The sequence below is a fragment of the Saccharothrix australiensis genome (assembly GCF_003634935.1).
GTDB classification, from domain to species: Bacteria; Actinomycetota; Actinomycetes; order Mycobacteriales; family Pseudonocardiaceae; genus Actinosynnema; species Actinosynnema australiense.
The window spans coordinates 2334216-2357325 of record NZ_RBXO01000001.1; the positions used below are offsets into that span (position 1 = coordinate 2334216).

Consider the following 23110-nt stretch of genomic DNA (forward strand, 5'->3'; position numbering starts at 1 on the left):
CCCGGCCCACTCGATCCTCGTGAGGATTTCCTTGTCGTGAGTACCTTTGTGCGAAGATTGATCCAGAAAACAGTCGCGGTCGGTGTCGTGGCGGTGTTGACGACATCGACCGCGCAAGCCGTCGCCCATGCCGCAGGCGATTCCGAGTGGACGTTGCGGGAGTTGCAGCGGGAGAAGTCGGTCGACACGGCGTCGGTGGGCGTGGACAAGCTGCCGGACGGTCCGTCCCCGGCGGTGGTGGACACGCCGGCGGCATACACCTGGCCGGTGGCCGCGCAGGTGGAGGTGAGGCTCGACGGGGAGGTCGGTACGGACCAGGCGGCGGGTGAGCCGATTCCGGTGCCGGGGACTCCGATCTCGCTCGGCCTTGCCGACCAGACGGGGGCTTCCACGACGCAAGCAGGGGAGAGCCGGGTCCGGGTGGAGGTGCACGACCGGAAGGCGTCACCGACCGCCGTGGTGTTCAGCCTCGCCGACGCCGGTGGTGCGCAGGGCAAGTCGCTCCGAGTGGCATTGAACTACGGCTCGTTCGCGTCGGCCTTCGGCGGTGATTACGGTGGGCGGCTGAAGCTGGTGCACCTGCCGGCGTGCGCGTTGACCAATCCCGGCAACGCCGAGTGCCTGCGCATGACTCCGGTTCAAGGCGCGCAGAACTTCGTTGTGAGCAAACGCTTGTTGGGCACGGCGACACTGAACTCGTCGGAACGCACGGTATTCGCGGTGGTGGCGGCGGCCGGCAGCGACCAGGGCGCGTACTCGGCGACGTCGTTGTCGCCGGCGGGTTCGTGGTCGGCGGGTGGTTCGTCGGGTGGTTTCACCTACAAGGTGCCGATGCGGGTGCCGCCGGCGGTGGCCGGTGCGGCGCCTTCGGTGTCGTTGGGGTATTCGGCGCAGAGTCTGGATGGTCGGACATCGGCGACGAACAATCAGGCGTCGTGGGCGGGTGACGGGTGGGACATCTCGCCGGGTGGGTTCATCGAGCGGCAGTACAAGCCGTGCAGCCTCGATTTGGGCGGGAACAACGGTCAGACCAAGTCCGGTGACCAGTGCTGGGCGACCGACAACGCCACGATCAGCCTCGCCGGCGTGTCGGGGAAGTTGGTCAACATCCCTGGGACGCAGTCGTTCCGGGCGCAGGACGACGACGGCGCGCGGGTCGAGCGGTTGACCGGTGCGGCGAACGGTGACGACAACGGGGAGTACTGGAAGGTCACCACGACCGACGGGACGCAGTACTTCCTGGGCATGAACCGGTTGCCGGGGTGGTCGGAGGGCAAGCCGGAGACGCAGTCGGCGTGGACGGTTCCAGTGTATGGCAACCATGGTGGCGAGCCGTGCAACGCGGGGACGTTCGACGCGTCGTGGTGTCGGCAGGCGTACCGGTGGAACGTGGACTATTCGGTCGATCCGCGCGGGAACGTGACGACCTACTATTACAACAGGGAGTTCAACCACTACGGGCGCAACTCGGACGCGGGCAAGGGCACCGAGTACGTCCGGGGTGGTTGGCTGGACCGGGTCGAGTACGGCCTGCGGGACGGGGCGCTGTTCGCGCACCCCGGCGCGAAGGTGGAGTTCCAGACCGCCGAGCGCTGCTTGCCCGGCTGCAACCCGGGGCAGGCCACGACGACCCCGGAGTTCTGGCCGGATGTGCCCAACGACCAGATCTGCAACGCGGGTGAGCAGTGCACGCACCGGTTGACCCCGTCGTTCTTCACGCGCAAGAAGCTGACCAAGGTCGTCACCTACGTGGCGAACGGCACGTCGTCGTTCCAGGCGGTGGACTCGTGGGAGTTGAAGCACGAGTTCCAGGCCACCGGTGACGGCCTCGCGCCATCGCTCAACCTCAAGTCGGTCGTCCACACCGGACATGTCGGTGGTGACGCGGCGCTGCCGCCGACGGTGTTCAGCTACACCGCCAAGGCGAACCGGGTGAACACCAACGCCGACTTCCGGGCGCTGACGAGGAACCGGCTGACGAAGATCATCAACGAGGCGGGCGGCCAGACCGGTATCCGCTACAGCGAGGTGGACTGCCGGCCGGGCCGGATGCCCAGCTCGCCGGAATGGAACAACCTCCGGTGCTTCCCGACGTGGTGGACGCCGGAAGGCGCGTTGGAGCCGCGGTTCGAGTGGTTCCACAAGTACGTGGTCGAGGCGGTCATCGACACCGACGTGACGGGTGCGTCGCAACGGATTCCGACGACGTACGAGTACCTCGGTGACCCCGCCTGGCACTTCGACGAGGCCGAGTTCGCCGACCCGGAGCGCCGGACGTGGTCGCAGTGGCGTGGTTACGGCGTCGTGCGGACGAGCAAGGGCGACCCGAACGCCGGTCCGCAGACGGTGACCGAAACCGTGTACGGCCGGGGGATGAAGGGCGACAAGCTGCCGTCGGGCACGCGGGACGCCGTCATCGAGACCAGCGAAGGCGAGCCGGTGCCGGACGTGGACCGGCTGCGCGGGTTCGTGCGGGAGACCCGGCAGCTGGTCGGTGGGCAGATCGTGTCGGCGTCGGTGACCGACCCGTACCTGCCCGACACGCCGACCGCGACCGATGCGCTCGGCAACAAGGCGTTCGTGACCGGTGACGGGTCGGTGCGGGGCCGTACCAAGCTCGAGGACGGCACGTGGCGGCGCACGAAGGTGGTCAAGCAGTTCACCGCCGAGGGCATCGTCAACCGGGTGGAGGACCACGGTGACGTGGCGGTTACCGGTGACGAAACCTGCACGCGCACCACGTTCGCCCGTAACGAGACCGCATGGATCCTGACCGCGGCGTCGAAGGTGGAGACCGCGGTCGGTTTGTGCGCCGGGGAGGAGGCGTCGGCGGCCACGGTCCAGTCGTCGGCCCGGTCGTACTACGACGGCCAGGAGCACGGGGTGCCCCCGACCAAGGGGTTGATCACCAAGGCCGAGGTGTTGGACAAGTGGGACGCCTCCGGGCAGACCTGGGTGACCGCGTCGAGCACGTCCTACGACGACCACGGGCGTCCGCAGGAGGTGGTCGACGCGCGGGGTGAGAAGACGACGACGGCCTACACGCCGTCGACGGGTCCGATCACGGAGATCAGCAGCACCAACCCGTTGGGGCACGTTTCCAAGGAGTTCGTGAACCCAGCGTGGGGCACGTCGGTGGCGTCGGTGGACGCCAACAACCGGCGCGCCGACCTGTCGCACGACCCGTTGGGCCGACTGGTGGCGGCCTGGTTGCCGGGACACGACAAAGCGTCCACGGCGGCCGATGCGCTGTTCGAGTATCACTACAACACCGACAAGCCGGTCGTGGTGGTCTCCAAGCAGCGCCAGGACAACGGCACCTACCTGGCTGGCTACACCCTGTACGACGGGTTGTTCCGGCCGCGGCAGACCCAGGCCCCGGCGCCGGGGCCGGACGGCGGTCGGCAGGTCTCCGACACGATTTACGACTCGCGTGGTCTGCCGTTCAAGGTCAACGGCGCGTACTGGAACACCGGTTCGGCGAGCGGTGAGCTGGCCGGTGTGTTGGACTGGCAGGTGCCGGGGCAGACCATCACCGAGTACGACGGGATGGAACGCCCGACCGCGGCGATCTTCAAGAAACTCGGTACCGAGCAGTGGCGCACCACCACCGCCTACGGCGGCGACCGCGTGCACACCACCCCGCCGCAGGGTGCGGCGGCGACCACGATCGTCAGCGACGCGCAGGGCCGCACGACCGAGAAGCGGCAGTACACCAACGGGCTGGGCTCCGCGTTCGACACCACCGCCTACGCTTACAACACCGCTGGCCTGCTCAGTTCGGTCACCGACCCGGCGGGCAACGTCTGGCGCTACACCTACGACTTCCGCGGCCGCTTGGTGGCCACCGACGACCCCGACACCGGGCACTCGACCACGACCTACGACGTCGCCGGCCAGGTCCTGTCCACAACGGACTCGGCGGGCCGCACGGTCGCCAACCAGTACGACAAGCTCGGTCGCCTGGTCGGCAAGTACAAGGACTCGTTGACCGGCACCAAGCTGGCTGAGTGGGAGTACGACACCGCCGTCGGTGGCGTGGGGCTGCTCAAGACGTCCCGCCGGTTCGATGGCGGGGCGACCTACAGCAGGATCGTCACCGGCTACGACGCCGCCGGCCGCCCCAAGGGCGAGAAGGTCATCATCCCGACGGCCAGGGAAGGCGTGCTCGGCGCGACCTACGAGCTGAAGCAGACCTACACCGACACCGGCAAACCGGACCTCACCACCTACGTCGGCGTGCAGTCCGGAGGCAAGCAGACCGTCAGCGGGGAGGTCATCGCCTCCTACTACACGCCCGACGGCCGTCCGGACAGCACCAGGTCCAGCAACGCCGTCTACGTCTCGCAGACCGCGTACTCCAGCTTCGGCGAGATGCTTCAGATGGTGCACGGCAAGAACGAGCACAACGCCGAGAAGAACGTCGCCGTCACCAACCTCTACGAGATCGGCACCCGACGCCTCCAACGCACCATCGTCGACCGGGAGACCGACACCGACTTCGAGCTGTCCGACCGCACCTACGGCTACGACGCGGCCGGGAACATCCTGAAGATCTCCGACAGACCGGAGAACCGGCCGGCGGACGTCCAGTGCTTCGCCTACGACCACCTGCGCCGGATGAACCACGCGTGGACCCCGGCGTTGGGCAGCTGCCTGCCGGCGAGGACGGTCAACACACTGGGCGGCGCGGCACCGTACTGGCACTCGTGGACGTTCGACAAGACCGGCAACCGGCTGACCGAAACCCAGCACACCACCGCTGGCGACACGGTCCGCACGACCGCCTATCCGGCCGCCGGCGCGGCTCAGCCGCACACGGCGCTGTCGGTGACCACGGCCGGGCCGAACGGGACGTCGCTGGACACGTTCGGCTACGACCCGACCGGGCGCACCACGTCGCGCAGGATCGGCGGTGATGAGCAGAGGCTGGAGTACGACGCCGAGGGGCGCGTCTCCAAGGTCACGAACGCGGACGGCAAGGAGTCGACCTACCTCTACGACGCCGACGGCGGCCGGCTGATCAGCCGTGAGCCGTCCGCGACGACGTTGCACGTGTTCGGGCAGGAGATCCGCCTGGACAAGGGCACCTCGACGCCGTCGTGGACGCGGCGGTACTCACACGGTGGCCAGGTCGTGGCGGTGCGCAACAGCATCTCGGGGCTGAAGTGGTTGGCGGGTGACCACCAGGGGACCAGCCAGTTCTCGATCTCCCAGCACACGATGGAGGTCGTCCAGCGTCGCCAGACCCCGTACGGGGCGGCACGCGGCACCGCGCCGGTGTGGCCGGACAAGCTCGGGTTCGTCGGTGGTCGCAACGACGAGTCGGGGCTGACGCAGGTCGGGGCGCGCCTGTACGACCAGTCCTCGGGCCGCTTCCTGACCGCGGACCCGGTCATCGACAACAACGACCCGCAACAACTCAACGGCTACGCGTACGCCAACAACAGCCCCGTCACCTTCAGCGACCCCACCGGCCTGATCCGCGACTGCGGCCCCGACGGCGTGCTGTGCGGTCGCTATCCACAGTTGCACGCGCCCAAGGGGAGCGAGGGCGACCGGTACGAGGCCGAGCGGGGCTACTACCAGTGGCGTGAGCGGGCGTATCAGCAGCAGCAACGCCGGGTCAATGCCAACGTGTCGGCCGCCTTGGCGAAGGAGGGCATCAGCCGCGAGGACTACGAGCGCGCCCTGGCCGACGCCCACAAGACCAAGTGGGATGTGATCAAGGAGGTCGCCTGGGAGGTCCTGAAGGAGATCTCCGGGTGGAACGACATCGTCGACTGCTTCAGCGGCGGCGACATCTGGGCTTGTGCCGGTTTGGTCGCGGGTTTGGTGCCGTGGGGCAAGGTCGGCAAGATCCTGGAAGCCGGTGTCAACGCCTTCAAGGCCGTCAACCGCTTGGCCGGGATCATCGACAAGGCCAAGGGCGTCCTGCGCCGGGTGCAGTCCATCACCGAGGACGCGCAACGGGCGGCGACGGAGGCGTTCCAAAAGCTATCGCCGCCCGGCGCGGATTGTGTCCGACACAGCTTCGTCGGTAAGACATCGGTCCTGATGGCCGACGGGTCAACCAAACCCATCGCCGAGGTCGCCATAGGCGACAAGGTCAAGGCGACCGACCCGGCGACCGGGGAGACGACCGAGCGGGCCGTGGTCGCCACCATCGTCCATTCGGATGAGGGCGACATGACCCGGCTGACCGTCACCGGTTCGGACGGTGCGACGGGCACGGTGGAGGCCACTTCCTGGCACCCAGTCTGGGTCGACGCCGAAAGCCGCTTCGTCGACATCGGCAAGTTGACGCCCGGCCAACGCCTGACCTCCGCCGACGGCACCCAGCCGACCGTGTCCAAGGTCGACCGCTACCACCACTTCAAACCCGTGTACGATCTCACAGTCGACGGCATCCACACGTACTACGTAGCGGCCGATGCAATCGACATCCTGGTTCACAACTGCCGCAAGCCTGGCCACACAGTCGACGTGGACGTGCTGGATGGGGACGGCGAAGTTCGGCTGTCGTACTCTGTGGGCAGCGGCAACCCCTCCGATGCGGAGAAGGCTCTGGGTGGTGGGTACAACACTGAGGCGGCAACGCATACGGAGAACCGTGTCGCACGCATGTCGGGTGCTTCCTCCGGGAAAAGCCCCATCCCCGGCGATCAACATTCAGGGCTTATTCCGGTCGCTGCTGGGGAGAGCGTGCACATCACGGGACAGTTGCCACCATGCTTTCGGTGCAGAGGTGCGATGAATCGCATGGTCAATGAGCTTGGAGCAAGTGTGACATATTCCTGGAATGGCCCTCGGGGTAGCGGCCAGTGGATTGCCACCGGTGGGAGGCGGCGCTGATGGTTGAGTTCACCGCGCGGTCGTTCGGGTTTGAAGAGGACGAAGACGACGAGGTTCTCGAAGTCGGTGTGGCGGAGTCGGCGGACGGTGGTGGGGTCGTCCTCCTGATTCAGCGCGCCACTTATGACCCGGACGAGCAGGACGTGAACCTGGGTCTCGACTCCTATTGCCTGGTGAGTGACGGGAGGACGCATTACGGCGGAGTGGTGCGAGCGGCGCGGGTCGGGGAGGAGTTGCAGCTGGACATGTCGTCGGAGGCTGCCGACACGCTTGACCTGGATGCGCGGGTACGTATTCGGCTCGACGGGCCCGAGGAGCAGGTGGAGGTGTTCTTCCGAGGGCTCAGGACGGTTCTCGACTGGGGGCGGAGTGCTGACCGGCCGGAAATGGTGGGTTTCTGACCTCCGTATGACGGAGCTGCCCGTGGTGGCGATCGTGGGCCGGGCGGGCGCGGGGTCCGCCCTCGTGGGCTTGGCTTCTGAGGGTCTTGGGTAGCCCAAGTGGGTATGGTTGCCGTTGTTCGGGCCGGACCGCCTGGAGCTAAGCGGGGTCGAGGTGTCGGACGAAGGTCACCCGGTCGAGGGTGGGGCCGTCGTAGTCCTTGATCGGCTCGGAGCTGGTGAACCCCATCGACTCGTGAAACCTGATCGAGGTCGTGTTCTGCGGCGAGGTGAGCGCCCGAACCGTGGTGCGGCCGTGTTCGCGGGCCGTGGTGAAGAACCGCTCGTACAGGTCCTGGGCGAGCCCGGTCCGCCGCCACCTCGGCGCGATGCCGGTGAAGTGGATGTGCGCCTCGTCGGGCTGGGACGGGGACAGGAACCCGATCACGAAACCGGCCAGGTCCCCGTTGGCCTCCGCGACCAGGCTGGTGGCGAATGAGCACGCGGCGAACCGTTGACGCGGATACCCGGTGGCCGAGCTTGAGCAGCTCGCCCTGGATTCTGCGGTAGCCCCAGCCGGCGTTCTCGCGGGCCATCCGCTCGATCAACGCCGCGATGATGTCGTCGACAGGTGGGCGGCCCGTGCGGTGGGGGTAGGTCCACTTCTTCGCGACGAGGCGCCGGTGCCATCGAAGAAGGGTGCCTGGCGTCACCAATCGGTGCTCGCGCAGCAGTCGGGGGAGTCGGCGCACCAACGCGGCGAGCACTGCGCGATCGGCCCACTCCAGCCGCGGGCGGGGGTTGGTGCGGCGTAGTACGGCGACTTCGTGCCGTAGCACCAGCGGCTCCGCGTCCTTGGCCGCCGATGAGCGGCCGAGCAGAACCAACCAGCCGACGACCCGGACGAGAACCAGGTACAACAGTCGTAGCGCCACGCCTCGCGATCATGCCCCTACAGCCCACAGTGCGCGATCGCGGCAGGTCGGCACCTCAGCACAGAGTTCTGGCACCCCGCAGGGGCAAGGCCGGCAAAATCCTGGAAGCAGGCGTCAACGCCTTCAAGGCCGTCGATCGCCTGGCCGGCATCATCGACAAGGCCAAGGGCGTCCTGCGCCGAGTGCAGTCCATCACCGAGGACGCGCAACGAGCGGCAACCGAAGAGTTCCAAAAGCTGTCACCGCCCGGGGCGAGCTGTGTCCGGCACAGCTTCGTCGGCAAGACATCGGTCCTGATGGCCGACGGGTCGACCAAACCCATCGCCGAGGTCGCCATAGGCGACAAGGTCAAGGCGACCGATCCCAGGACCGGGAAGACGACCGAGTGGGCCGTGGTCGCCACCATCGTCCATGGCCGACGGCACCCAGTCGACCGTGTCGAGGGTCGCCCGCTACATCCGCCTCGAACCCGTCTACGACCTCACCGTCGAAGGCGTCCACACGTACTATGTGGTGCCCGGTAGGTCTGACGTCCTTGTCCACAACTGTGGCGAGCCGAGCGATGACCTGCTGGCCTACGCAGACGCTCACATCGATCAGACCAACGTTGCATCAGAGGTTACCGCCGTGAACGGGGTGACGGGCTACGGCATCAGCGTTAGCCGGACACTCGACGAGTTGACACCGGAAGTGCGGACCGCCGTGCAGATAACCGGGCACCACGGTGGTTGCGGGGAAATCGGCGGACTTTGCGACCTGGAGTCGCGTGGTCACTCGATCAGAGGTGCTGGTGCCACCTCGGTGGACGTCAAAGGCGGTTCCGAAGGTTATGGCTGGGAACGTCATGGCGCTCCACGAGCGATGTGCGGCTACTGTGTCGAATTGTTCAAGTTTTTGAACAGTTGACATTCGACTCCGATCATGGGGGTAGTGGTTCGGCATGTATGGGGATGGCTTCTCGGCGTCAGTTTCGGTGATCTTGGGCAGACTGGAGCGCCTGTTCGCGGAGCCGCTGCTCCGCCCTTCGGGATGTGTTCGGGCTTCGGGTGGGCGGCGGTTGGGGAGGCCGTTGTCGTCGGCGCGGGTCGAGGTTTTCGAGGACGTGCACGGCGTCCGCCTGCCGGCTGCCTACCGCACGTTTCTGGTGGAGGTGGGGGATGGGGGCGTCGGTCCGGGTTACGGGTTGCCGCCGTTGAGCCCCTGGCGGAGCGTCGAGTTGCCGGGAGGGCTTGCCGAGGTCGAGTTCGGGGGTCGTGTCCACCGGGCGGTGCGGGTGGCCGACCGGGGTGGTACCGAAGCGACGGCTTTGCTGCTGGACGGTGTCGAAGCGGGAAGTCTGGTGGACTTCCGTGAGAAGGGGGTGGGCGCGCCGCCGCGGTTGTGGCCGGGTGGTGATTTCCTGTCCTGGTACGCCGCCTGGTTGGACACGGTGCGGCCGGTGGCCGCCGAGCCCCGATCCGAGGCCGTGCTCGTCGGGGCGTTGGGCGGTTCGGAGGCGGGACAACGGGCGGGAGCGGTGTTCGAACTGGGGGCACTGCCGGTGCTGTCCGACTCCACGGTGGAGCGGCTGCGGGTGTTGGCGGTGCGTGATCCGAGTTCGGCGGTGCGGTACCAGGCGGTCGAGTTCTTCGGTGCTTCCGGTGTCGCGGCGGTGGACACGCTCGTGGACGCGGTGGGGGATGTGAGTCGAGCGGTCGGTCGTCGGGCGCTGGTGCACGTCATGCGGTTGGCGGGTGCGACCACGGCTTGGGCGGAGGCCCTGGAGCGTATGCGCTTCACTTCCGACGAGGTCGGTATCCGGATGGCGGAAGACCTGGAACAGCGTCGCCGATCGGGCGTGGTGCTCCCGGACTGAGGGCTCGACGCCGATCCGACGATCGCGGATGGGCTGAAGTCATATTCAAATATCCGTCGCAACCGTCCCACATGGGGTGAGTCCCGCCGCCGATATGCAGGGCTAAGGGATGTCACGTAACTGATCTTGTGGTTGGTGGCTCGGGTACTTCTCGGTCAGCCGGTGAGGGCGATGTTGTGGAGGTGGGCGATGCCGGAGGCTGTGGGGCGCTGGGTGTGGGCGGCGCGGAGGTAGTCGCGCAGGATGGTCCAGTTCTTCATGCGGGCCAGGGCGTGTTCGGGGCGGGCTCGGATCGAGAGGTGGATGGTGTTGAGGTCTTCCTGCCAGTCGGTGGGTTCGCCGCCGTCGCGGGGTTTGCGGTAGGGCGTGATCACTCCGAGGTTGCCCTGGTAGCCGCCGTCCGCCATCACCGTGCGTCCGACCAGGGTGTCGGCGATGCCGGAGTTGCGGTAGACGGTGCAGTCGTTACGGTTGCCGGGTTTCGACTCGCCGGTGGCGATCACGAGGCGGGTGTCGGCGTCGATGGCCACCTGCAGGTTCGTGAGTAGCGGTAGTTCTTCGACCGGGCGGCCAGGCGGTGGTCGCGAGTGGGCACCAGGGTGCCGTCCACGGTCACCCCTGGTCGACGCGGCGGCGCCGGACCGGGGCCAGCGCGGACAGCGGGCCGACGGTATCAATCACGCGGTGGGCCGCAGCGCGCGAGACGCCGAACAACGGCCCGAGTTGGCGCATGGTCAGGTTGGTGCGCCAGTAGGTGGCCACCAGCAGCACCCGGTCGGCCAGGCCCGGCGCCACTGCCGGCCGGGGCGACCGTCGGCGCTGGCATCACCGCCGCGCTCGGCCACGACCTTCACCAGCATGCGGAACTGCCCTGGCTGCAAGCCGGTGAAGGGTGCGATCCACTTCGACCGTTCGAGGAGCATTTCGGTCCTGGACCCAATATGAAGATGGTCCCGGTTCGGAATGGGAGATCCCATATGGGAAAATTGACCTCTTCAACAGTCTGACGCTGGGCAAGGAGAAGCTGTGGGCACCGTGGTAGGAGATCGAGACATCCATGATCTTCCGCTGTCGCAGTGGGGGCAGATGAGTGCCGACTTGGTTGGGCGGGTAGTCGAGGTTCGGATCTTGTGTGTTCACGCCTTCGGCGTAGGCGTAGAACTGACTGCGCAGGGTGTCTACGGCCATGTCAATTCTCCTCGCGTTACGGATGGTCGTTTCACGATCGAGGAAACGGCGAAGCGCATCGGCGAAGTCAAAAAAGCCCTCGTGCTGGCAGTGGACCCGGGTCGGCAGCCCACTCTGACACTTCGTCCGTCTGAAATACCGGCTTCCTGATATCTGCGCCAGTCCGTTCCTTGGGTGGAATGGGCTGGCGCATTTCCGGAATAGGATTGCGGCGGGAGGCTTCTGCACTGCGCTTAGGCTACTCCCGTCGGAAATCATATTGTCTACGAGTTGTGTGACAGGCTCTGGGCCACAGCCCCGTCACCTTCAGCGACCCCATCGGCCTGATCCGCGACTGCGGCCCCGACTGCGTGCTGTGCGGTCGCTATCACAGTTGCACGCGCCCAAGGTCAGCGAGGGCGACCGGTACGACGCCGAGCGGGGCTACTGCCAGTGGCGTGAGCGGGCTGTTCAGCAGCAGCGTCGGGTGAATGCCAACGTGTCGGCGGCCTTGGCCAAGGAGGGCATCAGCCGCGAGGACTACGAGCGCGCCCTGGCCGATGCGCACAAGAATCATGGGGTAGGGTTCGACATGTATGGCTTCTCGACGTCGCGATCCTGGACAGGGTGGAGTGCCTGTTCGCCGAGCCGCTGCTCCGTCCTCCGGGATGTGTTCGGGCTTCGCCGACGAGGTCGGCGTCCGGGTGGCGGAAGACCTGGAACAGCGTCGCCGATCGGGCGTGGTGATCCCGGGCTAGGACTCGACTTCTGGCTGTTGGCGCTGGTGGCGGTGTGGATGTCGTGGCGTGGTGCGGGTCTGGTGTCAGGCACTCTGGCCGGGCGCAACCGTTCGGGTGATTTGAGCACGCGGAAGGCGTGGCTGATGTTGAACTAGTGCGGGAACGCCTGCCAGGCCAGGTCCACCGCGGCGTAGTCGAGGCTGGTGCGGGAGTGCCACGGCCACACCGGTTTCGGGATGGTCCCTGACGGCCGGCGGTCGACCTGTGATCGGCAGGTTCCCGGCGTGGGCCCCAGGCGATGCGGTGGGTCGAATCTCGGGTGCGGCCGATCCTTTTGACGATGCTCGCCCACCAGGGACAGCTCCGCGATCGACCACATCGAGCCGGAGGTCAGGGGTGGGCACGGCGGCGCGCACAATGGAGCGGTGGCCTGCCGTCGATGCAACAGGCGGAAGTCCGCCGAGCTGCTGGAGGGTTGGGACGATGAGCTCAGGGAGCACCTCGAACCCCGGCGACGCCGGGTCAGTGGCGGAAGGTGAGCCTGAAAGGTTGTACAAAATCGCCTTCGACCTTCCTGATGCGACTGTCGCGTGGGCACGTGCCTCGGTGGAGCGGCTCTGGGCTGGAAAGACCTTGGTGAAGCTGGAGGTCCAGATCAGGAACACCCCGTTCTACGTGAAAGGCATCGCTTTCGGGGACGTGGTGCGGGTCAGAGCGGATCATGAGCGTAGGGAGTTCGTGTTCGAGGAGTTCGTGTCGGAGTCCGGGCACTCGACGGTCCGCATCATCCTCAAGGAGGACGATGCGGAGGAGATGGCAGACGCCCTGCTCCGCAGCTTCGGCTGTTCCTGGGAGACCGACGCGTCGGGATACCTGTGGGCGATCGACGTGCCGCCGCAGGTCGATTACGGCTCCATGAGGGATGCTCTCCTTCGTGTTGCGGGTGAAGGCAAGATCGGTATCGAAGAGGGTGCGCTTGCGACGGCTCACCGCCGTGGGCTCGGATAGCCTCGAACTGCTTGGGAGCCTGGAGATGAGTGACGGCGCTGTCGTCCAGTGCGATCGTAGTGCGACGGTCTGTCGATAGGGGTGTGGACGTTCGTTTCACGGTGGATCCGTCGGTGTCCGGCGTCGACCGATACCATGCGGTTCGCGGCGAGGATCGCTGGGATCTGCAGGAATGGCTTTACGGTTTCGACCCCGACCTGCGTCGGTGGCGGTGGTGGGATTTGAGCACTCTTGACGGGCGTGTGGCCTACCTGTGGCTCGACACCCGCGGTGAACCCGTCGTGCCATGCGAGGAGCTGTATTGGGCCGTGTTCGCCGCGGGTGCGCGAGAGGTGCGTGTGGTGCCACGGCTGTCCTCGGATAGTTGGCAGGGCCAGGTCAGCATGGGCCTCCTTCGGGGCACATGAGAGTCCTCTGCGGACCGATTGTCGGTGGCTCGGGGATGGAAGCTCGCTCGTGGCTCACCGCGATGCGCTCGGGCGGTCGTCGGAGCAGGAATCCCTTCTGCGTGGAACCGTTCGGGTCGACGGGGGTGGGCCTCCGTTGCCGGGGGTGGGCGGGTGCCTCGTGGGCTGGGATCCGGGGGGCTTCTGGTAGCCCAAGTGGGTATGGTTGCCGTCGTTCAGGCCGGGCTACTGGTTCGATGTGGGTGGCGCGGACGAGTGCCGCGCCACCCACACAGTCACTGCGTCAGGTCGACGATCTGCCCGATCAACGCCACGACCTGCACCAGTGCGCCCAAGAGGACGGTCACCCGATCGGAGTGCCACCTCCGGTTGGGTGGTCGGTCCTCGTCGCGTCGGGGTCCTTCGTCCTCGGCGCGACCGTCGGACGTCATCCCGCACCTCCCTCTGCCGACCTGCCGGATGGGGCGGGCGTCGGCTTTCCCGGCCCACGTGGTGCCGGGAAGCGCAGGTGAGAGGTGTTGCCGGGATCTTCTTGCGGGTGCCGCGACCGGGTGCCGCGGCACGCGATCGACTGTATCCGCCCACCGGGGCCCGTAGGACGATCAATCGGGTATCCATCCCGAACGAGTCGTCACGGAGGGCCCCTGATGTCACACGAACGTATGAATGTCAGGGGCTACCTGTAACGCTTCCGACCGGTCGCGCGGTAGATATGTCCGGCTCAAGGCGTGGAGCGGCCGGGCTGCCGGGGCTGAGCGGGGTCGAGGTGTCGGACGAAGGTCACCCGGTCGAGGGTGGGGCCGTCGTAGTCCCGGATCGGCTCGGAGCTGGTGAACCCCATCGACTCGTGGAACCTGATCGAGGTCGTGTTCCGCGGCGAGGTGATCGCCCGCACCGTCGTACGGCCGTGCGCGCGGGCCGTCGTGAAGAACCGCTCGTACAGGTCCCGGCCGAGCCCGGTCCGCCGCCACCTCGGCGCGACGCCGGTGAAGTGGATGTACGCCTCGTCCGGCTCGGACGGGGACAGGAAGCCGATCACGAAGCCCGCCAGGTCCCCGTCGGCCTCCGCCACCAGGCTGGTCGCGAAGAAGTGGCTGAGGAACAGCCTCGTGAGGTCGCGCGACGCGGGTCGGCCCCACCAGTCGTCGACCACGCCGACGATGCGGTCGAAGTCATCCGGCCTCGCGCTGCGGACCTCGATCCCGTCGGGCATCCCGGTCCTTCCCCCAGTGGCGCGGGCGCTCGGTGTCCCGGCCGGTTCAGCCCATTGTCGGGGAATTTCCCGGATGTGGTCGGCGCGGAGGAGCGCCAGGGTGGACGTGTGATCGTTCCGGGCGGTGCGGGTCGGGTGCCGGCCTCGCCGGCCCGGATTCCGCGACACCCGTGCACACGAGGAGAGACAGTCCGCAGTGACTTCACCAGTCGAGCAACTCGCTTCCGCCCTCACCGCGACCCTGGCCGACCGCACCCGACGCAGCCCCGAGGCAAGCCGGCCGCCGGCGACGGGCTGGCACCCCGGCGCGCGGATCGGCGCGACGGCGGCGCGTGGAGCGCTCGCGGCCTACCACGACTCCGGGGCCGCGGGGATCTGCGTCCTCCAGGACGGTCGCGGCGTGTGGCTGAACACGCAGAGCGCCGAGCGCTCCTGGGACTTCGCCCGACGCCCGTACGCGGTCTGGCAGTGGACCCCGTCCTACAACGGTCAGCCCACCTGGCTGATCGGGGCGCTCGCACCAGGAGCGGCCAGGGTGGAACTGGTCCGGGAGGACGGCGGGGTCGGCCGGGCCGACGTCGTGGACCGCACCTTCGCCGTGGAGATGGAGATCGACATGGTCACCCTGCGCGACGCGAAAGCGCGGCTGGAGGCCACGGAGAGCACGTCGGCGGAAGGCCGGGCCGAGTTCGAGAAGCTGCTGTCCGAGTCGCGGGCGGAGATGTCGAAGGTCCGGGTCCGGGTCTACGACGACGCCGACGCGCTCCTCTACGACGGCCCGTCGATCTCCTCCGACGACTGAGCGACGGTCGCTCCTCCGACGACTGAGCGACGGTCGCTCCTCCGACGACTGAGCGACGGTCGGCACGCCGTGGCGCGGTGGGCACCGCGCCACGGCGGGGACATCACCTGGTCCGACAGGCCCTCAGGGCCCACTCCTGCCGCCCGTACGCGTCGCGGAAGATCCGGTAGCAGGTGACGAGGGAATCGGAGTCGCAGGCGTGGTGGGCGACCCACACGTCCGCGTCGTTCTCGACCGCGATGTCCATGCAGTCGCCGAAACCGCGCGGCGTGGTCGCCGCCGACGCCGCCTGGGGGAGCAGTGCGCCGGCGACCACCAGCGCGATTCCCACCACCGAACTCCTCGACAGGAGTGCCTTCACCCTTACCTCCGGTACGTGTGCGTGGTCGTCATGTGCACCCAGTACACGCACCGCCCGGCCGGTCCGGCTATCGATCACCAGGGAAATCACCTGGACTGGCAACACTTTCCGCCTGTCGGTGAGCACCTCACCCCGATGTTGACCACTCTGCGTGCGGGGGCTGCCCCACGGCCGCGCACCGGCGTCCCTTCCGCCGCGCCCGCCACGGCCGGCAGAGTCGTCACCGTGCCGTTGGACGCTCTGCCGGACTGGCTGCCGGCCTGGTGCGCGGACCGCTTGGGTGACGAGCCGGTCGACGTGCTGTTCACGCGGCAGGGGATGTCGGCGGTGTTCGGGCTGCGGTTGGCCGGTGGGCGGGACGCCGTGGTGAAGGCGCGCGAGGACGACGGCCGGGCCGCGTCGTGCGTGGCCGCGCAGGCCCGGTTGGCGGAGCGCGGGTTCCCGTGCGCCCGGCCGCTCACGCCCGCGGTCCGCGTCGGCGCGCTGGCCGTGCACGCCGAGGAGTTCCGACCCGGCGGCGAGCCGCTGCCCGGCGACTCGCCCGAGGTCGCGGTGCGCTGCGCGGCGGTGTTCGCGAGGCTGGTGGCCGAACTGGCCGAGGTGTCCGTCGCGCCGCCGCTGCCGAACCCCCGCTGGGTGCGGTGGGACCACACCGGTCCAGGGTTGTGGCCGGCGATCGGGTTCCTCGACGACCGGGACCAGCGCGCGGTGCCCGCGCACGTCCTCGACGCGGCCCGCCGGGCCCGTGCGCGGCTGCTGGCCGCCGACCTGCCGCGCGTGCTGGGCCACGCCGACTTCGAGGCGCAGAACCTGCGCTGGCGCGACGGGGAGGTGCTGGTCGTGCACGACTGGGACAGCCTGGCGTGGCAGCCGGAGGCCGCGCTGGTGGGCGCGGCGTCCGGCGCGTACGCGAGCCACTCGCCGCCGACCCTCGCCCCGATCGCGGGTTCCGCCGCGTTCCTCGCCGCCTACCAGGACTTCCGGGGACGCCGGTTCACCGCGGCGGAGCTGGCGGTCGCGTGGGCGGCCAGCCTGTGGCCGGCGGTGCACAACGCCCGCTGGGAGGCGCTGCACGGCACCACGCCGCTGTGCTGCGACGCCGTCCGCGCGCAGGCCGCCGAACGCCTCCGCCTGGCCGGTGGGGCGGGGTCCGTCAGCGGCTCCGCCCGGCGTTGAGCCGGGTGTTGAGCCGAGCGGCCTGACGGGTCAGGTGGTCGCGTTCGGCGAGGTTGGACGCCTTCCGCGCCGCCTCGGCGTACCGCCGCGCCGCCGTCGCCAGGTCACCGTCGCGTTCGTGCAGGTACGCCGCCACCGCCGCGTAACGGGGCAGCGAGTCGTCCAACTCGGCGAGTGCCGCCAGCCCGGCGCGCGGCCCGTCCGCCTCGCCGACGGCCACCGCGCGGTTGAGCCGCACGACCGGGTTGTCGGTCAGGCGCGCGAGTTCGTCGTACCACTCGACGATCTGCACCCAGTCGGTCTCCTCGGCGGTGGGCGCGTCGGCGTGCAGCGCCGCGATGGCCGCCTGCGCCTGGAACTCGCCCAGCCGGTCGCGGGCGAGGGCCGCCTGGAGGATGTCGACGCCCTCGGCGATCGCCGAGGTGTCCCACCGGCCGCGGTCCTGCTCGGCGAGCGGCACCAGGCCGCCGTCGGGGTTGGTCCGGGCCGCGCGCCGGGCGTGGTGGAGCAGCATGAGGGCGAGCAGCCCCGCCACCTCGGGGTGGTCGATCGCCGCCGCGAGCTGCCGGGTGAGCCGGATCGCCTCGACGGCCAGGTCGACGTCGCCCGAGTAGCCCTCGTTGAAGACCAGGTAGAGGACGCGCAGCACGGTGGCGACGTCGCCGGGCCGGTCGAACCGCACGCCGGCGACGGTGCGCTTGGCCCGGCTGATGCGCTGCGCCATCGTCGCCTCGGGCACCAGGTAGGCGTCGGCGATCTGGCGCGTGGTCAGCCCGCCGACGGCGCGCAGCGTGAGCGCCACCGCGGACGACGGCGTCAGCGACGGGTGCGCGCACAGGAAGTAGAGCTGGAGCGTGTCGTCCACCGCGGCGCCGGAGCCGGGCGCCGGCACCGCGGGGTCGGCGCTGACGGCGTCCTCGCGCCTGCGGCGGGCCGCGTCCGCGCGGGCCGCGTCGAGGAACCGGCGCCAGGCCACGGTGACCAGCCAGCCCTTCGGGTCGTGCGGCGGGTCGGCCGGCCAGGCGCGGAGCGCCTCGACCAGCGCGTCCTGCACGGCGTCCTCGGCCGCCGCGAAGTCGGCTCCGCGGCGGACGAGGACGGCGAGCACACCCGGGGTGAGGCTCCGGAGCAGTACCTCGTCCACGGGACCGGTCACTCCGTGACGGTGGGCGGCTCGGTGAGGAACGGGCGCAGCTCCAGCCACTCGTGGATCGGCTCGCCGCCCGCGCCGGGCGCGGCCGACAGCTCGCCGGCCAGCTCGACCGCGCGCTCGTAGCTGTCGACGTCGATCACCATCCAGCCGGCGATGAGGTCCTTGGTCTCGGGGAACGGGCCGTCGGTGACCGGCGGGCGACCCTCGCCGTCGTACCGGACGTACGTGCCCTCGGGCGCGAGCGCCTGGGCGTCGACGAACTCGCCCGTCTGCTCCAGCCGGGACGCGAAGTCGCGCATGAACTGCACGTGCGCGGTGACCTCCTCCGGCGTCCACTGGTCCATCGGCACGCAGTTGACCGCCTCCGGCGCGCCGCGGTAGTGCTTGAGCAGCAGGTACTTGGCCATCGTGGTTCTCCTCGGTGCGGGTGCGACCCCATTCTGGTCGCGCTCATCCGGGGGACGGAGCCGGTTCCGCGATCTCGACATCGCCGGCCGAAGTTTTTTTCGGGCGTCCCGGCCGCGCGTGGTCCGGGGTGGCGGACGCGCCCCCGGACGGCCTCGGCGCACCCGGCGCCGGGTCCGGGGACCTCGGCCTCCCGCCACCAGCCCGGCGACCGCCGACCGGAGCCGCGCGGCCCACGTCCGCTCGAACTCGCGACCGGACTTCGCGAACAATTGCGGGAAATTGGACCCGGATTCTGTGGATCGCGCCCGGTCGGCGGTGTCGCCCCGCGCGTTACACGTTGTGAGATACCGCATAGTGAATTGGCATCCGTCGTGGTGTCGCTCATCATCGTTGCGCGCACCCGGCGCGATCTGCGACTCCGGTCGTCCGGGCGCTCTGCGTAATCTGCCCGCGCACCACGCGGGACCTGCCTGGGAGGATTTTTGCGGGTACTTTCCGGTGCGCGCTTCTCCAGCGTCGCCACCATTGTTTTCGACGGTCGCCGGGCGGCGCGTCGACAATTCCCCACCCCCGACCCGGTCACGCCGGCCAAGGAGATCCCGTGACGAACAGGTTCGCGGGCGCGGCCCTCGGCCTCCTGGTCGCGGCCGGCCTGGTCGCCGTGGTGCCCGCGTCCGCGGTGTCCTCCGGGACCACCGTGCCGGAGGGGCAGCTGACCCACCTCGCCAAGGTCGAACTGCCGGGCAAGGCGTGCTCGGGCGCCCTGGTCGGCCCGCAGTGGGTCGTCACGGCCGCCGGCTGCTTCGCCCCGGCCGACGGCGCGACGCCGCCGCCGGGGACGAGGGTGGTGCTCGGCGCGGAGACCGCCGAGGTGGCGGGCCTGGTCCGCCGCGAGGACCGCGACGTGGTGCTGCTCGAACTCGCGACACCCGTCACCGGCGCGACACCGCTCGGCGTCGGGGCGGCCCCGGAGCAGGGCACCGCGGTGAAGGCGGCCGGGTTCGGCCGCACGGCGAGCGAGTGGGTGCCCCTCCGCCCGTCCGTCGCGCCGTTCACGGTCACCGCGACCACCGCCACGACCCTGGCGATGACCAACGCGGACGGGAAGGACCTCTGCAAGGGCGACGCGGGTGGGCCGGTGACGCGCGAGGTCGACGGCCGGCTGGAGCTGGTCGGCGTCAACAGCACGTCGTGGCAGCACGGCTGCCTCGGCGAGACCGGCACGCGGCAGGGCAGCACCGCGAGCCGCGTGGACGACCTCGCCGGCTGGATCAAGGACACCGTCGACCCGAGCCGCGCGCGCTTCGGGCCGGTGAAGGTCGGCAACCTGTGCCTGGAGGTCGCCGACGGCCGCACCGAGGAGGGCGCGGCCGTCCGGATCGCCGACTGCGCCGCGCCCGGCACGCCGCGGCAGTCGTTCACCACGGGCCCGGAGGGCACGCTGCGGGTGCTCGGCAAGTGCCTGGACGCCGCGGGCCCGGTGTCCTCCTGGGGCATGAAGCACGTCCGCCTGCTGACGTGCGACGGTTCCGACCAGCAGAAGTGGCAGGCCGGCCAGAACCGCTCGCTGGTGTCGCCGTGGAACCGGTTCTGCCTGGACGGCACCGCGAACACGGCGGGCAGCGGCGTGACCACGAACCCGTGCCACGGCCAGGCGAACCAGCAGTGGACCGCGCCGGCGCGGTTCGCCCGGCTGGGCAGCCTGGTCGGTGACGGCGGCCTGTGCCTGGACGTCACGGGCGGCAACGCGGCCGACGGCGCGCTCCTGCGCACGGCGGACTGCATCACGCCCGCCTACGCGCCGACCGCCGCGCGCCAGGTCGTCACCTCCGCGCCCGACGGCACGCTGCGCGTGTTCGACAAGTGCCTGGACGCCGGCTCGACGACCGTGCAGCTGCGCACGTGCGACGGCACGGACCGGCAGAAGTGGACGGCACGGCCCGATCTCGGCTACGCGTCCGCGGTGAACGGCCGCTGCCTGGACGCGGCCCGCGACCGCGACGCCACCACGACCGAGTGCGCCGGCGGCGCCACGCAGCGGTGGACCCCGCGACCGGTGCAGCCGATCAAGGGGGGCAGCGACCGGCTGGTGCGCGGCGAACGCCTCTCCGCCGGCCAGTCCAAGTGGTCGCCGGACGGCCGCTTCCGCCTGACCATGCAGCCGGACGGTAACCTGGTGCTCTACGCGCAGGCGGACGGCGCCGCGTTGTGGAGCAGCGTCACCTGGGGCTCCGGCGCGACCCACGCGATCCTCCAGCCCGACGGCAACCTGGTCGTCTACACCGCCGCCGGTGAGGCCAAGTGGCACACGTGGACCTTCGGCACCGCGGCCGAGCGGTTCGTCGTGCAGAGCGATTCGAACATCGTCCTCTACGGCCCCGACGCGACGCCGTACTGGCACCGCTGGAAGTGACGCCCGATGGCGTCCGGGGTTTCCCGGACGCCATCGCCGCGCGCTCGACCGAGCCGGTCGGGCGACGTCCCGTCCGGGGTGGTCACATGGCCCCGCCCGGCACGGGCGTGACGTCGCCCGCCGGGTGGTCGGCGGTCAGCGGGGGCGCCACGCCGCGCAGCTCCGCCAGCTGCTCGGCGGAGAGGCAGAACACGCGGTTGCCGGCGGCCTCCGCCCACGCGGTCAGCTCCCGGTGGGGCAGCTCGCGGCCGGCGGCGGCCAGGACCACGTTGCCCGCCTGCCTGCCGAGCAGCAGGCCCGGTTCGGCGAGCAGCAAGACGTGCGGGAACACCTCGGCGAGGGCCGCCACGGCGCGCAGCGGCAGGGCCATGTCCGCCGCCGACCACATGTTGCCCACGTAGAGGCCGCCGGGGCGGAGCACCCTGGCGATCTCGCGCAGGAACTCGACGGCGGCCAGGTGGATGGTCACGGTGCCCGCCCGGAAGACGTCCATGACCACCACGTCGGCGGTCGCGTCGGGGGTGCGCCGGATGCCGGCCTCGCCGTCCTCGACGCGCACCCAAAGGTCCGCGATCGAGTCCAGGTCGAGGTGCTCGCGCACGAGGTCGACCAGCGGGCCGTCCAGCTCGTAGACCGTCTGGGGCGAGCCGGGGCGGGTCGCGGCCAGGTACCGCGCGAAGGTGAAACCACCTCCGCCGACCTGGACGGCGCGCACCGGCTCGCCCGCGGGCCAGTGCAGGTCCAGCACCCGCGCGAGCCACGTGGTGTACGGCATGTGCAGGTAGGTCGGGTCCGCCAGGTCCACGAAGGACTGGAGGGTGCCGTCGACCGTGAGCAGCCAGCCGGTCGGGCGGTACGGGCCAGGCGCGAGCCGTGCCGCGCCGAACTTCACCTGCCGGTCCACGGCCTCGCGGGATTCCACGTCGCCACCCTAGTCCTCCGGCCGGGCCGGGCGGCGGCACCGGACGCGGCGGGACCGGGGAGGGACCGCCGGTGCGGCAACGCGCCGCGCGCCGCGAGCTCGTCGAGCAGCGCGGCGTCCACCGCGTCGTGGAACGAGGCGGTCTCCTCGGGGGTGCCGTGCTCGGCGGCGTTGTAGGTGCAGGTGACCCACCGCGGCGTCAGCTCGGCGGGCGCGAGGTAGCCCGAGCGCACGTGCCCGACCGCCATGTCCGCCTTCCCGACGGTCTCCCAGCAGCTGTAGAGGGTGCCGTCGGCGTTGACCACCGCCCCGGTCCGACCGGACCGGATGGTGCAGAACTCGCAGTGGAACCCGGCTCGGGGCGGGCGCGGCCGGAAACCGAGGTCCAGGGCGTGGCGGTACCAGCCGACGACCTGCCGGGCGAGGTCGGCGGAGTGGCGCAACCGGTTGTCGTAGCCGATCCCGACGTCGTCGACCAGCGCGATGTGCATGCCGGCGGTCGAGGGTTCGACGTGGCGCGCGAGCCGGTCGAGGAGTCCCGGCACGGTGTGGGCGTTGCGGTGCGACACGTTGACGCGGAACTGCCAGGCCATCCCGACCGCGGCGGAGACGTCGGCGATGTTGCGCAGGATCTGGTCGAAGGTGCCGCGCCCGTTGCGGGTGGCCCGGATCAGGTCGTGGGTGTCGCGGTCGCCGTCGAAGGTGATCTGGGTCGCCCGCAGGCCGGCGTCGACGAGTTCGCCCGCCGTCCGGGCGGTCAGCAACACCCCGTTGCTGACCATCGCCGCGGAGGTCATCCCGTGCTCGCGGGCCCGGCGCAGGAGGGTGAGGCAGCCCGTGCGGTTGAGCAGCGGCTCACCGCCGAACAGCAGGACCTTGAGCTTGGTGAACCCCGCTGTGCCCATCATCCGGTCGGTGAAGGCGAGGATGTCGTCGATCGTCCTCGGCGACAGGTGCGCGGCCGGGATCCGGTCGGGCGCGGGGTTGCCGTCGTCGGCGAACTCGACGTTCTGGAAGCAGTAGCCGCAGCCCAGGTTGCACCGGGTGCTGGTCAGCACGGTGAGGCTGTAGCCGTCGCGCGGTCGTTCGGCGAGGAAACCGCCCTGGCGCAACGCGGTCCGGGCCGCCTCGACGAGGACGGGCCGGTCGGGCTGGTCGGGGTCGTCGGTCGAGACGGCGTCGAGGGGCAGCCGGGCGATCTTGCTGCCGTGCAGGCACCACCACGAGTCGTGGCCGCGCAGCAGACGCATGTCATCCGTCCTTCCGGGTGTGGGCGGCACCGGGCCGCGTGCGGGTGGGGCCGCCCCTGCGGAGG

At 69.8% G+C, this 23110-nt stretch carries 20 protein-coding genes and 1 pseudogene; 12 read left to right on the plus strand and 9 right to left on the minus strand.

The window, feature by feature from the left end; all coding sequences use genetic code 11:
- The first annotated feature begins 57 nt into the window (after positions 1-57).
- Both C8E97_RS11055 and C8E97_RS11060 read left to right on the plus strand, forming a co-directional pair.
- Positions 58-6855: a polymorphic toxin-type HINT domain-containing protein gene (locus C8E97_RS11055; protein ID WP_147455060.1), complete on the plus strand. Its 6798-nt coding sequence runs from the start codon at positions 58-60 to the stop codon at positions 6853-6855.
- Positions 6855-7256, plus strand: a complete 402-nt coding sequence (locus C8E97_RS11060; RefSeq protein ID WP_147455061.1) for an Imm10 family immunity protein — start codon at positions 6855-6857, stop codon at positions 7254-7256. Before C8E97_RS11055 ends, C8E97_RS11060 begins: the two co-directional genes overlap by 1 nt.
- A 139-nt stretch (positions 7257-7395) precedes the next feature.
- Here the strand turns inward: C8E97_RS11060 and C8E97_RS11065 are convergent, their stop codons facing one another.
- Entirely contained in the window at positions 7396-7719 is a 324-nt protein-coding gene (locus C8E97_RS11065) for a GNAT family N-acetyltransferase (protein WP_121004175.1), read from the minus strand.
- A gap of 862 nt (positions 7720-8581) precedes the next feature.
- Here C8E97_RS11065 and C8E97_RS11080 point away from each other — a divergent pair.
- Together C8E97_RS11080 and C8E97_RS11085 are read left to right on the plus strand one after the other, a co-directional pair.
- Positions 8582-9076: a hypothetical protein gene (locus tag C8E97_RS11080; RefSeq protein WP_121004181.1), complete on the plus strand. Its 495-nt coding sequence runs from the start codon at positions 8582-8584 to the stop codon at positions 9074-9076.
- A 73-nt stretch (positions 9077-9149) separates the two neighbouring features.
- The gene (locus tag C8E97_RS11085; RefSeq protein WP_147455062.1) at positions 9150-10025 is read left to right on the plus strand and encodes a hypothetical protein; all 876 of its coding nucleotides are present in this window, start codon (positions 9150-9152) and stop codon (positions 10023-10025) included.
- Between the two features lie 155 nt (positions 10026-10180).
- Here the strand turns inward: C8E97_RS11085 and C8E97_RS11090 are convergent.
- Positions 10181-10948: pseudogene (locus C8E97_RS11090) on the minus strand (transposase family protein).
- A 103-nt stretch (positions 10949-11051) separates the two neighbouring features.
- Here C8E97_RS11090 and C8E97_RS34030 point away from each other — a divergent pair.
- The 5 genes from C8E97_RS34030 to C8E97_RS11100 all read left to right on the plus strand — a co-directional run bounded on the left by C8E97_RS34030 (position 11052) and on the right by C8E97_RS11100 (position 13347).
- Positions 11052-11363 carry a hypothetical protein gene (locus tag C8E97_RS34030; RefSeq protein ID WP_147455063.1) on the plus strand — a complete coding sequence of 104 codons (312 nt, stop codon included), beginning with the start codon at positions 11052-11054 and terminating at the stop codon, positions 11361-11363.
- Between the two features lie 223 nt (positions 11364-11586).
- Positions 11587-12087 (plus strand): hypothetical protein, encoded by a 501-nt coding sequence (locus tag C8E97_RS34035; RefSeq protein ID WP_147455064.1) that lies wholly within the window; start codon positions 11587-11589, stop codon positions 12085-12087.
- Between the two features lie 213 nt (positions 12088-12300).
- A complete protein-coding gene (locus C8E97_RS36795) occupies positions 12301-12471 on the plus strand; it encodes an HNH endonuclease (RefSeq protein ID WP_170212108.1) in 171 nt (56 codons plus the stop codon).
- Positions 12416-12940, plus strand: coding sequence for a DUF4265 domain-containing protein (locus C8E97_RS11095; protein WP_170211764.1), 525 nt, complete (start codon positions 12416-12418; stop codon positions 12938-12940). Before C8E97_RS36795 ends, C8E97_RS11095 begins: the two co-directional genes overlap by 56 nt.
- An 83-nt stretch (positions 12941-13023) precedes the next feature.
- The gene (locus C8E97_RS11100; protein WP_121004190.1) at positions 13024-13347 is read left to right on the plus strand and encodes a hypothetical protein; all 324 of its coding nucleotides are present in this window, start codon (positions 13024-13026) and stop codon (positions 13345-13347) included.
- Positions 13348-13622: 275 nt separating this feature from the next.
- Here C8E97_RS11100 and C8E97_RS34435 read toward each other — a convergent pair whose 3' ends face one another.
- Positions 13623-13778 carry a hypothetical protein gene (locus C8E97_RS34435; protein WP_170211766.1) on the minus strand — a complete coding sequence of 52 codons (156 nt, stop codon included), beginning with the start codon at positions 13776-13778 and terminating at the stop codon, positions 13623-13625.
- 290 nt (positions 13779-14068) lie between these two features.
- Complete coding sequence (locus C8E97_RS11105; RefSeq protein ID WP_121004195.1) at positions 14069-14560, minus strand: GNAT family N-acetyltransferase; 492 nt, start codon at positions 14558-14560, stop codon at positions 14069-14071.
- Between the two features lie 196 nt (positions 14561-14756).
- On the opposite strand from C8E97_RS11105, the gene C8E97_RS11110 reads away from it, so the two are divergent.
- Positions 14757-15362: a hypothetical protein gene (locus tag C8E97_RS11110; RefSeq protein WP_121004198.1), complete on the plus strand. Its 606-nt coding sequence runs from the start codon at positions 14757-14759 to the stop codon at positions 15360-15362.
- Between the two features lie 103 nt (positions 15363-15465).
- Here the strand turns inward: C8E97_RS11110 and C8E97_RS11115 are convergent, their stop codons facing one another.
- Positions 15466-15693, minus strand: a complete 228-nt coding sequence (locus C8E97_RS11115) for a hypothetical protein (RefSeq protein ID WP_147455065.1) — start codon at positions 15691-15693, stop codon at positions 15466-15468.
- Between the two features lie 255 nt (positions 15694-15948).
- On the opposite strand from C8E97_RS11115, the gene C8E97_RS11120 reads away from it, so the two are divergent.
- Complete coding sequence (locus C8E97_RS11120) at positions 15949-16899, plus strand: phosphotransferase (RefSeq protein ID WP_246018809.1); 951 nt, start codon at positions 15949-15951, stop codon at positions 16897-16899.
- On the opposite strand, the gene C8E97_RS11125 is transcribed toward C8E97_RS11120, so the two are convergent.
- Positions 16877-18043, minus strand: a complete 1167-nt coding sequence (locus C8E97_RS11125) for an RNA polymerase sigma factor (protein WP_121011288.1) — start codon at positions 18041-18043, stop codon at positions 16877-16879. The two genes, C8E97_RS11120 and C8E97_RS11125, sit on opposite strands and share 23 nt — an antisense overlap.
- A gap of 8 nt (positions 18044-18051) precedes the next feature.
- The gene (locus C8E97_RS11130; protein ID WP_121004207.1) at positions 18052-18459 is read right to left on the minus strand and encodes a YciI family protein; all 408 of its coding nucleotides are present in this window, start codon (positions 18457-18459) and stop codon (positions 18052-18054) included.
- Between the two features lie 602 nt (positions 18460-19061).
- Between C8E97_RS11130 and C8E97_RS11135 the strand changes: the two genes are divergently transcribed.
- The gene (locus C8E97_RS11135) at positions 19062-20873 is read left to right on the plus strand and encodes a ricin-type beta-trefoil lectin domain protein (RefSeq protein WP_121004210.1); all 1812 of its coding nucleotides are present in this window, start codon (positions 19062-19064) and stop codon (positions 20871-20873) included.
- Between the two features lie 82 nt (positions 20874-20955).
- On the opposite strand, the gene C8E97_RS11140 is transcribed toward C8E97_RS11135, so the two are convergent.
- A complete protein-coding gene (locus tag C8E97_RS11140) occupies positions 20956-21795 on the minus strand; it encodes a spermidine synthase (RefSeq protein WP_121004213.1) in 840 nt (279 codons plus the stop codon).
- Entirely contained in the window at positions 21762-23045 is a 1284-nt protein-coding gene (locus C8E97_RS11145) for a radical SAM protein (protein ID WP_121004217.1), read from the minus strand. Before C8E97_RS11145 ends, C8E97_RS11140 begins: the two co-directional genes overlap by 34 nt.
- Positions 23046-23110: the final 65 nt, after the last annotated feature.